Here is a 14,925-nt window from a genome sequence, read left to right on the forward strand (position 1 = left end):
TTAGCCAACATACCACTAAAGTAGTATATGGGCTTTTTTGACAAAATATCAGTTATTTATTGTTTATTTGCACTGTTTTGGGATTTATCGCACTAAAAATGCTCAAAATCTTCTCTAATTGGATTTTTGTGGGTGTTGTTTTTGTGTTTCTAAATCAAAGGATGAAATTATATTTCATTGTTTTTAAAGAGTTTATTTAAAAAATAACGAGACTATTATCATCGCTGGCATCCTTATTGCCTCTAAGTTGGCAAGCGAATAAAAAAATTTCGCCTGTCTATAAGGAGAAATGCCATGCAAGGAAATAGTATGAGAAGTAATCATATCTCATTGGTGGGTGCTGGACCGGGCGATCCTGATTTGCTCACGGTTAAGGCTCTTCGAGCAATCCAATCTGCTGATGTCATTATCTTTGACAATCTCGTTAGCCAAGAGATCAAGGCACTTTTTCCATCCAACAGCGAGCAGGTTTATGTTGGCAAAGCTAAGGGTTGCCATAGCTATACCCAGCAGCAAATTAACCAAACCTTAATCGACTATGCCCATCGAGGTGGACGAGTTTGCCGAGTTAAAGGGGGCGATGCCTTTATATTCGGTCGTGGCGGAGAAGAAATGCTACTACTCAAAAAACAAGGCTTTGATGTTGATGTTATTCCTGGCATTACGGCTGCTTCGGGGTGCACCACATACTCTGATATCCCGCTTACTCATCGCGGTTTAGCTCAAGGGTGTACTTTTATCACCGCCCATGCCGAAAAGGAATTGGACATACATTGGAAAGCACTGGCTGACCTGAATCAAACTCTCGTTATCTACATGGGATTAAGCAAAGCGGAGATGATTGCGAGCTCTCTTATAGACGCAGGTTTATCGGCGTCTACCCCTGTAGCGTTAATTGAAAACGGCTGTTGCCCAGCACAAAGAACGGTGCTGGGCAGTTTGGATGAGCTTGTCGAGTTAAGAGATAGTCATCAAATTCAGTCGCCTGCTCTCGTTGTAATTGGCCAAGTGGTTAAAGTGGCCGAGCAAATGCAGTGGCTGTCGCAGCTCAACGAACGAGTATTGATGGAATCACCAAAACAAAATCAACAACACAAATTACAGCTGACAGCGTAATTATGAAAGGAAGCATTATGAAAACACAAAGGATTGTGGTGGTCGGCAATGGGATGGTAGGCCACAAGTTCATTGATAGCGTGATTGCTGCAAACGATGAGTCTGCGCAAATTATCACGTTTTCAGAAGAGTCGCGACTTGCTTATGACCGCGTACAGCTTACCAGCTATTTTGATGACGACAAAGGTGCTGAGTATCTCGCGCTAACCGATGAAACTTACTATCAGAATCATGGGGTTAACTATGTCTTAAACGACAAAGTTGTCTCGATTGATACAGACCAAAAGCAGGTGACAACCGAAAGTGGGCGTCAGGAGAGTTACGATAAGTTGGTACTTGCCACGGGTTCATTTCCTTTTGTACCGCCCATTTCTGGTAATGACCAAGAACACTGTTATGTTTATCGCACCATTGAAGACCTAGATGCCATCGAGTCGGGCAGTAAAGTCAGTAAAACAGGCGTCGTTGTCGGAGGTGGATTACTCGGCTTGGAGGCCGCTAACGCGATTAAAAACCTTGGTTTAGATACGCATGTGGTGGAGTTTGCCCCGCGTCTTATGGCGGTGCAGCTTGATGAAGGTGGCGGCGCATTGCTGCGCAGGAAAATTGAAAATTTAGGCGTATCGGTGCACACCGATAAAGCGACTACTGAAATTATTGCAGGTGAGCAGGCTCGCTATCGAATGAATTTTGCTGATGGTACTTACCTTGAAACCGACCTTATTATCTTCTCGGCAGGCATTCGTCCTCAAGATGAGTTAGCGCGTCAAGCAGATATTGAGATAGGGCCGCGCGGCGGAATAGTGATTGATGATCAATGCCGCACCAGCGTCGGGGATATCTATGCAATTGGCGAATGTGCTTTGTGGCAAAATCAGATCTTCGGGCTTGTTGCACCGGGTTATCAAATGGCAAAAGTCGCAGCTAGCCAAATTGTCGACTCATTGGAGCCACTGGCATTTACTGGTGCCGATATGAGCACCAAACTTAAATTGTTGGGCGTTGATGTTGCGAGTATCGGTGAGGTTCACGGCAAGACAGTTGGTGCGCAGTCATACACCTACAATGAGGAAATTGAGCAAGTCTACAAGCGGCTAATTGTGTCTGAGGATGGCAGTAAAATTGTAGGTGCTGTTTTGGTAGGGGATGCTGATGCCTACGGCAGCTTATTGCAACTCAAACAAAACGGCATGGCTCTCCCAGACAGCCCTTCGGTATTGATTCTGCCTAATGTGGCTGACGATAGCTCAGCAGGACTCGGTGTAGATGCTCTGCCTGACTCTGCGGTGATCTGCTCCTGTTTTGATGTGACAAAGAGTGATATCAAACAAGCGGTGGCGAGCGGTTGTAACACGATGGCTGCGCTAAAAGATACCACTAATGCATCGACAGGTTGTGGTGGCTGTTCAGCGTTAGCAAAACAAGTACTCGATAGTGAGTTGATGAACCTCGGCGTTGAAGTGAACAACGATATTTGTGAGCACTTTGCCTATTCCCGTCAAGAACTCAGCGACATTATTCGCGTTAACCAAATTAAGACGTTCGATGAATTACTATCTAGCCATGGCTCTGGGTTGGGCTGTGAGATTTGCAAGCCAACAGTGGGCTCAATTTTAGCGTCGTTTTGGAATGACTATATTCTGGAAGAGCAACACATGGAGCTCCAAGATACCAACGATATCTATTTGGGTAATATGCAAAAAGATGGAACATATTCGGTGGTTCCTCGTATCGCTGGTGGTGAAATCACACCAGATAAATTGATTGTACTTGGTCAGGTAGCTAAAGATTTCGACCTGTACACCAAGATTACCGGAGGTCAACGCGTTGACTTGTTTGGGGCACAACTCAATGAGTTGCCTTTGATTTGGAAACGATTGGTGGAAGCTGGATTTGAAACCGGACACGCTTATGGCAAATCGGTACGAACGGTGAAATCGTGTGTCGGGAGCACATGGTGCCGCTATGGTGTCGGTGACAGTGTAGGTTTAGCTATCGACATTGAAAATCGTTACAAAGGACTAAGATCGCCTCACAAACTGAAGTTCGCTGTCTCAGGCTGTACTCGTGAGTGTGCAGAAGCTCAGTCGAAAGACATTGGTGTGATTGCCTCCGACAAAGGTTGGAACTTGTATGTGTGTGGTAATGGTGGAATGCGTCCTCGTCACGCCGACTTGCTAGCCACTGATCTTGATGAACAAACACTGATTCGCTATATCGACCGTATATTGATGTTTTACGTCCGCACTGCAGACCGTTTACAACGAACTTCTGTGTGGCTTGAAAACCTAGAAGGTGGCATTGAATACCTCAAACAAGTGATTGTCGATGACAAATTGAAACTCGCCGATGAGCTGGAAAAAGACATGGCTACCAATGTCGGTAAGTATCAGTGTGAGTGGAAAACCACACTCGAAAATCCAGAGAAACTAAAACGATTCCAACACTTTATTAATACCGATGAGCTGGATGGTAACCTTCAGTTTGTCAATATTCGCCAACAAAGATTCCCAACTAATAATAAGAAACAAGCGCTTGTTTTGGAGCAACGTATTGATGTTGTTGAAGTTTAACGACGTTGCCTCGCTATAGGCGAATGAAATTTGATAGTTAAGGAGAAGAATATGAGTCAGTGGTTAACTGTTTGCTCAACTGATGACTTAGTACCCCATACCGGAGTGTGTGCTAAAGTCGAAGATAAACAGGTCGCTATTTTCTATTGTCAGCGTAGCGACCAACTGTACGCGCTTTGCAATTACGATCCTTTTGGCCATGCCTATGTGATGTCTCGCGGCATTATGGGCTCGCTAGATGGCCAACCTTGTGTGGCTTCACCGCTTTACAAGCAGCACTTTAACTTACAAACGGGTGTCTGCATTGAAGAGCCAGAGGTCCAACTGACTCGGTTTGATGTACGAGTCAGTGGTAATGATGTTCAACTCAAGTTGCCACTTGCAGCTTAACTCTTCGTGTACAAGGAAACTTGATCAACACATTGATCAGTAAAAGGAATTTGTTATGGAAAGCACTAAATTTAATTTGTTTTCGTTTTCAGGGAAGATGAAAACACTGCACTTAAGCTGGATGGCCTTTTTTATTACCTTTGTGGTGTGGTTTAACTTTGCCCCATTACTTCAAATGGTAAAAACGTCATTGGGCTTATCAACACAAGAGATCAAAACCTTACTTATCCTCAACGTGGCGCTGACGATACCAGCGAGGGTAATCATTGGTATGTTGACCGACAAATATGGTCCACGTCTGGTCTACTCCGCACTGTTGGCAATATGTTCTATTCCATGTTTTGTTTTTGCGTTGTCAGATTCATTTATTCAAGCGGCTATCGCTCGTTTCCTATTAGGTTTTATTGGTGCAGGTTTTGTTATTGGTATTCGTTTAGTATCTGAGTGGTTCCCACATGATGAACTGGGTACTGCGGAAGGTATTTATGGTGGTTGGGGCAACTTTGGCTCAGCGGCGGCGGCTTTCACTTTACCAACCTTGGCTCTGATGTTTGGTGGTGACGACGGTTGGCGCTATGCCGTTGGTGTGACGGGCCTAATGAGCTTGGTGTTCTCAGTCATTTTTTATCGTAACGTTCAAGATACGCCAAAAGGATCGACTTACTTTAAACCTAAACATTTAGCAGCGATGGAAGTGACATCGAAAGGGGACTTTTTCTTCCTGTTGATCATGAAGATCCCAATGTATGCTGCACTTGCGCTACTCGCTTGGAAACTTGCTCCATCGAATATTGGCATGTTGAGTGACACTGTGGTTAACGCCTTCTATGTGGGCTTAGTAGTCCTATACGGATACGAAGTTTCTCAAGTCTGGAAGGTCAACAAATCTATCTTCTCTAAGCCAGTTCCGGAGATGCATCAATATAAGTTTAAGCAAGTAGCGGTGTTGAACGTTTTGTATTTTGCCACGTTCGGCTCGGAGTTGGCTGTGGTCTCGATGTTACCTCTGTTCTTCTCTGAGACTTTTGAACTGACGCCTGTTTTAGCGGGTATGGTGGCTTCGGCTTATGCCTTTATGAACTTAATGTCGCGTCCTGGTGGCGGTTGGATCTCAGATAAATTTGGTCGTAAATCGACATTGTTAATTCTAACAGCAGGTTTGGCTGTGGGTTATTTCATGATGGGTCAAGTCAACAGTGAGTGGCCGTTGTGGCTTGCAGTATGTGCCGCCATGGTTTGTTCGTTCTTTGTTCAAGCTGGTGAGGGTGCAGTATTTGCGACGGTGCCATTAATTAAGCGCCGCATGACAGGTCAAATCGCTGGAATGACAGGCGCTTACGGAAATGTCGGTGCTGTGGTTTACTTGACGGTTCTGTCGTTTGTTGACTATCAAACCTTCTTCTATGTTATCGCGGGTACAGCGGTTCTTGGTTTCGCAACTTTGATGTTTATGGAAGAACCCAGTGGTCAAATAGCAGAGGTAAACGAAGATGGTAGCGTAACGTTAATCAACGTATCTCATTAATGGTAATCGGGGAGTGAGCACTTAGCGTGCTCACTCGTTCAAAAGCTCTGCTTGCACAGAGCTTTTGTTCTCCGAAGGTTTAATTAGGGAATGATTATGGGATTACCGCTTAACCATCCACAAACGCTGACGACATCATACGGCGGCGTGTCTTCTGCTGGTACTCGAAGCGAAAACCAAGATGCGTTTGTAGTTCGAGAGCCAGGACTACAAAGTGAGTTGGAAACCAAGGGTATGCTTGCTTGCATTGCCGATGGTGTGAGTTGCAGTGAACACGGGCAGAAAGCCAGTCACACCAGTGTGATGCAGTTTGTCGCCGATTATTATGCAACGCCAGAAAGTTGGAGCGTTCGGCGTTCGGCCATTCAGGTATTGACGTCATTGAATACTTGGTTATATGAGCAGAGTCTAAAGCAACCGCTGAAGCATAATGGACTGGTTACCACCTTTAGTGCCGTTGTCGTCAAATCCAATACGGCGTATCTATTTCATGTGGGTGATAGCCGAATCTATTTGCTTAGACAAGGCAAACTCCGTTTGTTAACCAGAGATCATCAGCGGACCAACATCGGTAAAGCGGCGTACCTAACTCGCGCTTTAGGCATGGATAGCAAATTGGAGGTCGATTTTCAGACCGTAGCCGTCGAAACTGGCGATCTTTTCTTGCTCTCAACCGACGGGGTACATGATTTCATCACTGAGAAACAGTTGGTCAACGTTATCCAAAATCACCTCCAAGGCTTTGAGACACGAAGCCAAGCATTGACGGATCTTGCCATAGAAAATGGTAGCCAAGACAATGTCACCAGCTTATTGGTTTCTATCGATCATGTTCCCAACCTAACACTGCATGAGTTTCAACAACAATCACTTAACCAAGTGGTGCCACCCCCTCTTAAAGTGAACAACAGAATTGATAGTTACACGGTGACAAAAGTACTTCATGCTGGAACTCGAAGCCATGTTTATGAGGTGAGGCAGGAACAGACTGATCAGAAGTATATTCTCAAAGCGCCTTCTTTACTGCATGTGGAAGATAAACAGGCTCTACTCGACATAAGTAATGAGTATTGGGTGGGAACGCATGTGAATAGCCATCGAATCATGCGTACTTATCCACGACCTGCTAATTCTCCCTTTCTCTACTTACTATGTGAGCCGATAGAAGGGATCACGTTGAGGCAGTGGATGCATGATAATCCGACGCCGAGCTTAGACTCTGTGAGGAGTATTGTTTCTGAGATAGTAAAAGCGGTGCGAGTGTTGCAACGGTTAGATATGGTACATCGCGACTTAAAGCCGGAAAATGTGATGATATCAGAGTCGCTGCAAGTGACCTTGATTGATTTGGGGTCTGTTTCGGTAAAGGGCTTAGACGAAGCAAGACAAGAACAATGTGCTCAAATGCCTAAAGGCGCGGCGAATTATATTGCCCCTGAGTATTTGAATGGCAACGAAGCGACAACCGTATCCGATTTATTTTCTGTTGCGGTAATGACGTATGAAATGCTGTCTGGCACGCTTCCCTATAAAGCGGCGATTGCACGTAGTGTCGACAGTGCACGCCATCAACAGTGGAAGTATCAGAGTATTCAAATCACCAATCCTGAACTCCCGCTATGGTTGGATATGGCCTTAAAGAAGGCTTGTCATCACAATCCGCAACATCGTCATCAAGCGTTGGGAGAGTTCTTATTGGATTTGAGCCAGCCGAATAAAGCGTTAATGAAACAATATGAGACGAGCCCGCTCATTAAAAAGCACCCATTGCTCTTTTGGAAGGGAGCGACAGCATTGCTTGCATTATTGGCCGCCATCGAGTTGATGCTATTAATGATTCAATAGCTGTTTATTTGACGCGCATAAGCTGGTGTTTAGTGCGACCAAGTTCAAACACTAAGATTTGTGAGCGCTTCATGCTCTCGACTTTACTCAGCATCTCTTGATCGTAGCCTTTGCCTTTCATCCAAGACAACGGAGACGAGAACTGATCTTCATTGACCACATATGACTGGTCTTTGAGTATGGACTCGGAAACATGGACTACCCAAATGCGAGAGCGAAATTCGACCGCATTCGCAAGAGAATTGAGAAGTTTTTTTAGCATGAAAATGACTCAGTGCATTGAGTTAACAGACAATAAGGCGACCGATTGTTACAAAAATCTTAACAATAAGATAGGCAAAACAAGAAAATTCGTCTTACGCTTAATTTAAACGGGACAAACAATTCTTACTTAACATCATGGATTGATAGGTAATGTCTATTACAAGAATCGTAGAATCCCATTTAGCAATATTGAAATTTTGGACAACAATAAACTTATCAAGATTAAGTTATTGGGGCTGAAGGAGATCGCCATGGAATCGCTAAAAGTTAAAGACTACATGACTCAAAGAACGGTGACCTTTACACAAGACATGTCATTGAGTGCTGCGCTTGATAAAGTCATGCAATCTAACCACCTTGGTGGTCCAGTTATTAATGAACGTGAACAAGTTATTGGCTTTATTTCGGAACAAGACTTGCTCGACAAGTTGGTTAAAGTTAGCTATCACTGTCAAGACACGCATACTGTTGGAGATTGTATGCATCAAGAGGTGCTGTCAGTGACACCTGAAACGTCCATCATTGAACTTGCCGATATGATGAAGGTCGGTAAACCGAAAGTCTATCCTGTTATCGATAATGGAAGATTGGTAGGAACGATTACTCGCCGCGATGTACTTCGAGCCATCGGCAAAAATATTGAAGCGTGCTTCAAACATCCTGTGTAAACTAAACAATATTCCCCTATGGGCGCTTCGGCGCCCTTTATTGTTTGTTGCGTGTAAATAAAAAGGACTGATATGGCGGACCAATCGGCTAAATTCGTTGAAGGATCAACCATGAGGCATATCCTGGTGATGTCAGGAACCTCTACTGTCGGAATCATGGCGATATTCATTGTCGATTTACTCGATATGCTCTTCATCAGTATGTTGGGTCAAGCCGAACTGGCTGCTGCGGTTGGGTTCGCTGGTACGTTAACCTTTTTTGCAACCTCCGTTTCTATAGGAACTTCCATCGCTATGGGTGCATTAATGTCCAAAGCGATTGGAGCTAAGAACGTAGATTATGCAAGGCAGATAGGCTCTAGTGTTCTTGTCATCGCATTTATCATTAGCGCGATTGTAACGGCAATAATGTGTGCCTACATTCCAGAACTGCTGACGGCCATCGGTGCAGAAGGGAGAGCACACGAGAGGGCAGAAGCCTACCTTTGGATCTTATTACCGAGTACGCCTCTGATTGCTTTAGGTATGGCTAGTGGTGCAGGTTTGCGAGCTGCGGGTGATGCTAAACGGTCGATGTGGGCAACGCTTGCGGGTGGGATCGTTAACGCTATATTGGATCCTATTTTCATTTTCGGTTTTAACTGGAATGTGGAAGGGGCCGCCGCCGCTTCGGTGGTCGCACGATTTGCTGTGTTCTATTTCTCGTTTGCACCGTTATTACGTGTTCACAAATTACTAGCCAAACCTACATATTCGAATGTCATTAGTGATGCCAGAGTGATGTTGGCGATCGCTATTCCTGCCATTATTACTAATACCGCAACGCCTATTGGTAATGCGATTGTGACCACTGCTATTGCCCAGTACGGTGAGGATTTTGTTGCTGGGTTTGCGGTAATAGGTCGTCTGACGCCAGTTTGTTTTGCCTTTATCTTTGCGCTGTCTGGGGCTGTTGGGCCTATCGTGGGGCAAAACTATGGAGCGGTAAGAATTGATCGTGTGGAGGAAACGCTAAAGAACTCACTCATCGTGACGACCATCTACACATTAGTGGTTTGCGCTTTATTGTATCTTCTCCAACAGCCGATTATTAACATGTTCTCGTTAACCGGTGATGCATCGCTGATCGTGGCGGCATTTGCGACTTATGTAGCAATTACCTTTGTGTTTAATGGTGTGCTGTTTGTTGCGAATACGTCGTTCAATAATTTGGGTAAGCCACTGTATTCTACCGCACTTAATCTGAGTAAGGCGACATTAGGTACTTTGCCATTTGTGTACTTAGGCTCATTATGGTTTGGTGCGTTGGGCGTCTTGTATGGACAAGCGGTGGGTAATATCGTGTTTGGGGTGTTAGGTTACATTGTTCTTAAATTCCATATCTCTGAACTGCGTAAGACTGGCGAATGTCAAAGTACAGAAGAAGACCCAAGTTTGGTTTGTGTTAACTCTCAACCATTCAGTACAACAGATCCGGTTATGATTAATGATGTGTCGAAAGTTGAGGAGCAGTTAGAGTCGCCAACACTATCAGGGTAAAATTCTTCTTGACCTTGGAGCTAGCTCCAAGGTTTACACTTGGGATGTAGGATAAGCAAAGGAGAATCCCATGTGTACAAAACATAAAGCGTGCAGCTCACAATCTATCAACGCCATTCGTCCCGCGGGTGATGCGTGCAACGCGCCAAAAATCGCACAAGTAACGGCCATTTCTAGCGAGCAATCTGCGGATTGTTGCGACTCAGAGAGCAGTTGCTGTGCGTCGGAACCTGATGAACCTGCCGCCTCCGGTGGGAAAAGTGACTCTGATTCTGGACTATTAAAATCTTGGAAAGTTGTCGGGATGGACTGTCCCGCATGCGCTAGAAAAGTGGAATCAGCAACCAATAAGTTAGCTGGTGTGGTGAACTCTAAAGTTCTGTTTGCCACTGAAAAGTTGGTGGTTCGAGTTAATGATGTTGCGTTATTTACTCAAGTTGAAGCAGCCGTTGTTGATGCTGGCTTTACTCTGAACGCTTTAGATGGCAGCAATAATACAGCGCCGCAAGACCGACTAACAGGTTGGAAAAAAACATTAAAAGACAACTTTCATATCCTTGCTATCTCTACCGGTATGGCGATCGCTGCTGCGTTTAAAGGCAGCTTGCCGCAGTTAAGCGAATGGCTCTTCACGCTTACATGTCTTCTTGGTCTTATCCCTATTGCCTCAAAGGCATTGAAACTTGCCAAATCTGGTACTCCTTTTGCCATTGAAACACTAATGAGTGTGGCGGCGATTGGTGCTCTGTATCTCGGTGAAACGGTAGAAGCAGCAATGGTTCTGTTACTGTTTCTTATCGGTGAGCGATTGGAAGCGTTTGCTGCTTCGAGAGCGCGCAGTGGTGTCCAAGCGCTAATGTCCCTGGTTCCAGAAGAAGCTACAGTGATTGTAGATGGTGTGCGTCAAACCAAGAGTGCATCGGCACTTGTGCCCGGTGACATTATCGAAGTTGCACCTGGTGATCGTATGCCAGCCGACGGTTCGTTATTGGATGCTAACGCCAGCTTTGATGAAAGTGCATTGACAGGCGAATCGCTCCCTGTCGAACGCCATGTCGGTGAGACTGTTATGGCTGGCGCGGTACTGGCGGACAAAGTAGTACGACTCACGGTAACGTCCAAACAGGGTGAAAACGCTATTGACCGCATTCTTCACCTCATAGAAGAAGCGGAATCGAGAAAAGCGCCAATCGAACGATTCTTGGACAAATTTAGTCGTTGGTACACACCATTAATGATGTTGGTATCGCTACTAGTAATTATCACGCCGCCTCTTATGTTTGCACAGCCATGGGAAACCTGGGTGTATCGTGGTTTAGCGTTACTGCTGATCGCTTGTCCTTGTGCGCTTGTGATTTCAACACCAGCAGCGATTACGTCAGGCCTTGCCGCGGCAACAAGACGTGGTGCACTGATTAAAGGCGGCGCAGCGTTAGAGCAGTTAGGCAACGTTCAAGCCATTGCATTTGATAAAACAGGTACACTGACGCTAGGTAAACCTCATGTTACTGACGTAGTAGTGACAGCAGATTTGGATACTGAGCAAGTGTTGGCGCTATCTGGCGCGATTGAACAAGGTTCAAATCACCCTCTAGCAACGTCATTGATTAAGTACGTAGAGCAGCGTGGCATTACTATTCCAGAAGCCCAAGAGAAAAAAGCACTGGTTGGTGTTGGTATCGAAGGTATTGTTGATGGTAGTAAGTGGATATTAAGCGCACCATCTAAAGTCACTTTTGACATTGCTGACGAGGTGATGGATAAAGTGGTTGAGCTGGAAAATGGCGGAAAAACGGTGGTGGTACTGGCGACAGAAAACACGGTGAAAGGCATTATCGCATGGCAGGATGAAGTGAGAGCGGATACCGCAGAAGCGGTGGAAAAACTCGCTAAACTCGGTATCGATACCATCATGTTGACAGGTGATAATGAGCGAAGCGCACATGCGATAGCAACGCCTCTGGGTATGGATTATAAAGCAAGCTTGTTGCCCGCAGATAAAGTCACCTTTGTAAATGAGTTAGCTCAAGGTCGTCGTGTCGCTATGGTCGGCGATGGCATCAACGATGCACCTGCGATGAAAGCGGCCAATATTGGTATTGCTATGGGTGGGGGGACTGATGTTGCGCTGGAAACGGCTGATGCAGCTTTGACTCATAACCGCTTGAGTGAGCTTCCTGTGATGATCGAGCTCTCAAGAGCAACACTCAGTAACATTAAGCAAAATGTTACGTTAGCATTGGGTTTAAAAGGCGTATTCTTAGTCACTAGTCTTTTAGGTATTACAGGGTTATGGGTTGCTGTCTTGGCAGATAGTGGCGCTACCGCCATCGTGACCCTCAACGCACTGAGATTACTGCGTCATAAATCTAAATTTGATTGAATGTAGTACTCAGCTTCGCTGTATTTATAAATAATTCCATCAATAAACCGCCCCTCTGTAGGGCGGTTTTTTTGTGAACAGCAAAGAGTTATTCGTGTAATTTATCGACCGATATGACAATAAAGTGTGATGCAAACCGTTTTTATTTGAAATGTTGATGCTGTTACATTAGTAAAGTGTGATCTGTGTACGTTTATGTTTGGCGTGATCTTATAAGCTTTACCACATATCCAAGAGACAAAAGGAGTCCCCCATGTCCCAAGCTGTTTTCCATCTCGGAGTAAATAAAGAAGATCTACAAGGCGCTACACTAGCGATTATTCCAGGTGACCCAGCTCGAGTTCAAAAGATCGCTGAGTTAATGGATGAGCCAGAGTTTTTGGCTAGTCAACGTGAATACACAGTATACCGTGCAAAACTAGACGGTAAGACGGTTGTTGTTTGTTCGACAGGTATTGGTGGTCCATCAACTTCTATTGCTGTTGAAGAACTGGCTCAATTGGGCGTTCGCACTTTCTTGCGTGTTGGTACGACCGGTGCGATTCAATCTGACGTAAACGTTGGCGACATGATTGTCACCACTGGTTCTGTTCGTCTAGATGGTGCAAGCTTGCATTTTGCTCCTATGGAATTCCCTGCGGTAGCCGATTTCGATGTAGCAACGGCAATGAAAGAAGCAGCAATTGAAGCGGGTTCTACGGTTCATACTGGTGTAACGGCATCAAGTGACACTTTCTACCCTGGCCAAGAACGCTACGATACCTTCTCAGGCCGTGTTGTTCGTCGTTTCCAAGGTTCTATGGAAGAGTGGCAACAAATGGGCGTACTGAACTTCGAAATGGAGTCGGCAACGCTACTGACTATGTGCGCAAGTTCTGGTCTAAAAGCTGGCTGTGTTGCGGGTGTTATCATCAACCGTACTCAGAAAGAAACGCCTGACCATGATACGTTGAAGCAAGCGGAAACACGCTCTATCAAAGTGGTTGTAGAGGCTGCGCGTAAGCTTCTTTAAGCATTGATTCAATTAGAAAAGCCTCCTGTTATGGAGGCTTTTTTTTAGTCAAAAATCGCCGAATTTTCTAAGCATGTTTTGTCGAGGCTTGGTGTTTTGCTTCTTTGTTGTCACGAGTGACGGCCCAAATACATACAAAAGCAACTGTTGTTAGTACACCAATGGCGACGGGTAATGCGCTCCAGCTAAACGATTCGACAGTAAAGCCGCTGATCGCGCTGCCAGTTGCAAAACCGATGGAAATGAAGAACATCATTAGCCCTTGCGTATAACCTGCGCCAACTCTTGTTAAGCGGGAAGCGACGGCTGGAGAGCACATGTCTGTCACAGTAATACCTTGTAAATAAATGATGACTAACGCAACTGGGAAAATAATGGTTGGTATGAGTTGGAATTCAGCAATAAAGTAAAGTGCTGCAACAACCACAATGGACGCTACCGTACACAGTCTAAATAGTGCTGCTGGACCAAATTTAGCTGAGAAGCGCTCGGCCATAACGACGACGATTAACCCAAGCACTGCTGAAATTGATAGGCTGGTGGCGGATATTGCTTCAGATACCGAGAACGCATTTTTCATTAAGTTTGGGAATTGAGCTTGAAACGCGCCTTGACCTGCGCATAACGCTGCGACAGCAAAAAGGAATAGACCGAATTTAGAAAACAGCACACTCAACAGATTCACTTTTTGTTGAGACTCAGCTTTCGCTGCTTGTTCGCGAGCTTTTGCGGTATCAAGTACTCGCTGACCAGCCTGTTTATTAGTCATAAAGGTGATCAAGGCTAAAACAGCGACGGTGCCCATCATAGTGTAAAAGCTTGTTTCATAGCCAAACCCTCCATCGGTTAAAGCTGCTAACACGCCACCGCCAATCAAAGTACCGATAATAGCGGCTTGTGCCATTCGACCCAGCTTGAGAGCTTCCGTTTTATTGTCATAACCGGCGAAAGCGATAAAGACGGGGTTTAACATTAATAATGTTGCAGAACCTAGGCCAAAGAAAATAGAGCCAATCACCATCATCGTAAAGTCACTGCCTGAAGCGATATAGCAGAAACCGGCAATCACATATGCCACCATGCCTAAAAACTGAGCTAATCGATGTGCTTTATATTTGTCTGCTAGTAAGCCAATAATAGGAGCTGCAAGACCCGCTACACCGAAGAAGCCCATCGCTAAGCCTGCATTGGCAAAACTGCCGGTTCGCTCTGCGACAAACGCAGGCATTACGATCGGGATAAACACAAGTTGGACAAAGCCATAGGCAAGGTGAGCGGAGAACCAAAGCTCAATACCCAGTTTATTACATAGTTTTTTTAGCATAATCAATCTGCGTTTCCCATTTAGCTTCCCTCGTTCAATCGAAAGAAGATAAAATTTCAACCCGCATCCTTCTAATTAATATTTCAGCCATCGTAGCTGCAATCACACTGATGAGTTTTCAAGAAGTGAATTATTAAAATTAATAAAAATCTTTTGTTAAAAATATTATTAACAAAAAATACCTAATAGGATGATAGTCATTCACTTGATAACTATTACTTAAGTTAGCTAGAGATACTCCTTTTGGATATACCTTAAATAGGTACAAAGTAGTGTTATATATTGC

Annotated in this window: 11 protein-coding genes; 9 read left to right on the forward strand and 2 right to left on the reverse strand. The window is 44.9% G+C overall.

Going from position 1 to position 14,925, the window contains the following annotated elements:
- Positions 1 to 309: 309 nt before the first annotated feature.
- From cobA to HW45_RS21330, 5 genes are all read left to right on the forward strand, one after another.
- Entirely contained in the window at positions 310 to 1,116 is an 807-nt protein-coding gene (gene cobA, locus HW45_RS21310; RefSeq protein WP_235225517.1) for a uroporphyrinogen-III C-methyltransferase, read from the forward strand.
- 17 nt (positions 1,117 to 1,133) lie between these two features.
- A complete protein-coding gene (gene nirB / locus HW45_RS21315; RefSeq protein WP_038229536.1) occupies positions 1,134 to 3,689 on the forward strand; it encodes a nitrite reductase large subunit NirB in 2,556 nt (851 codons plus the stop codon).
- A gap of 51 nt (positions 3,690 to 3,740) precedes the next feature.
- Positions 3,741 to 4,079: a nitrite reductase small subunit NirD gene (gene nirD, locus HW45_RS21320; protein ID WP_006072963.1), complete on the forward strand. Its 339-nt coding sequence runs from the start codon at positions 3,741 to 3,743 to the stop codon at positions 4,077 to 4,079.
- A 55-nt stretch (positions 4,080 to 4,134) separates the two neighbouring features.
- Complete coding sequence (locus tag HW45_RS21325) at positions 4,135 to 5,604, forward strand: NarK family nitrate/nitrite MFS transporter (protein ID WP_038229538.1); 1,470 nt, start codon at positions 4,135 to 4,137, stop codon at positions 5,602 to 5,604.
- A gap of 96 nt (positions 5,605 to 5,700) precedes the next feature.
- Positions 5,701 to 7,449, forward strand: coding sequence for a bifunctional protein-serine/threonine kinase/phosphatase (locus HW45_RS21330; RefSeq protein WP_038229540.1), 1,749 nt, complete (start codon positions 5,701 to 5,703; stop codon positions 7,447 to 7,449).
- A 4-nt stretch (positions 7,450 to 7,453) separates the two neighbouring features.
- Here HW45_RS21330 and HW45_RS21335 read toward each other — a convergent pair whose 3' ends face one another.
- Positions 7,454 to 7,711: a hypothetical protein gene (locus HW45_RS21335; RefSeq protein ID WP_006072966.1), complete on the reverse strand. Its 258-nt coding sequence runs from the start codon at positions 7,709 to 7,711 to the stop codon at positions 7,454 to 7,456.
- Between the two features lie 253 nt (positions 7,712 to 7,964).
- Between HW45_RS21335 and HW45_RS21340 the strand changes: the two genes are divergently transcribed.
- From HW45_RS21340 to udp, 4 genes are all read left to right on the forward strand, one after another.
- Positions 7,965 to 8,381, forward strand: a complete 417-nt coding sequence (locus HW45_RS21340; protein ID WP_006072967.1) for a CBS domain-containing protein — start codon at positions 7,965 to 7,967, stop codon at positions 8,379 to 8,381.
- A gap of 72 nt (positions 8,382 to 8,453) precedes the next feature.
- Positions 8,454 to 9,920 (forward strand): MATE family efflux transporter, encoded by a 1,467-nt coding sequence (locus HW45_RS21345; protein ID WP_006072968.1) that lies wholly within the window; start codon positions 8,454 to 8,456, stop codon positions 9,918 to 9,920.
- A gap of 70 nt (positions 9,921 to 9,990) precedes the next feature.
- Positions 9,991 to 12,303 carry a zinc/cadmium/mercury/lead-transporting ATPase gene (locus HW45_RS21350; RefSeq protein WP_038229541.1) on the forward strand — a complete coding sequence of 771 codons (2,313 nt, stop codon included), beginning with the start codon at positions 9,991 to 9,993 and terminating at the stop codon, positions 12,301 to 12,303.
- A gap of 253 nt (positions 12,304 to 12,556) precedes the next feature.
- On the forward strand, positions 12,557 to 13,315 hold the full coding sequence (udp, locus tag HW45_RS21355; RefSeq protein ID WP_006072970.1) for a uridine phosphorylase: 759 nt from the start codon (positions 12,557 to 12,559) through the stop codon (positions 13,313 to 13,315).
- Between the two features lie 67 nt (positions 13,316 to 13,382).
- Here the strand turns inward: udp and HW45_RS21360 are convergent, their stop codons facing one another.
- Positions 13,383 to 14,639 (reverse strand): MFS transporter, encoded by a 1,257-nt coding sequence (locus HW45_RS21360; protein ID WP_038229543.1) that lies wholly within the window; start codon positions 14,637 to 14,639, stop codon positions 13,383 to 13,385.
- Between the last annotated feature and the right edge of the window lie 286 nt (positions 14,640 to 14,925).

This window comes from Vibrio sp. ER1A (assembly GCF_000733315.1).
Lineage (GTDB): Bacteria > Pseudomonadota > Gammaproteobacteria > Enterobacterales > Vibrionaceae > Vibrio > Vibrio mediterranei.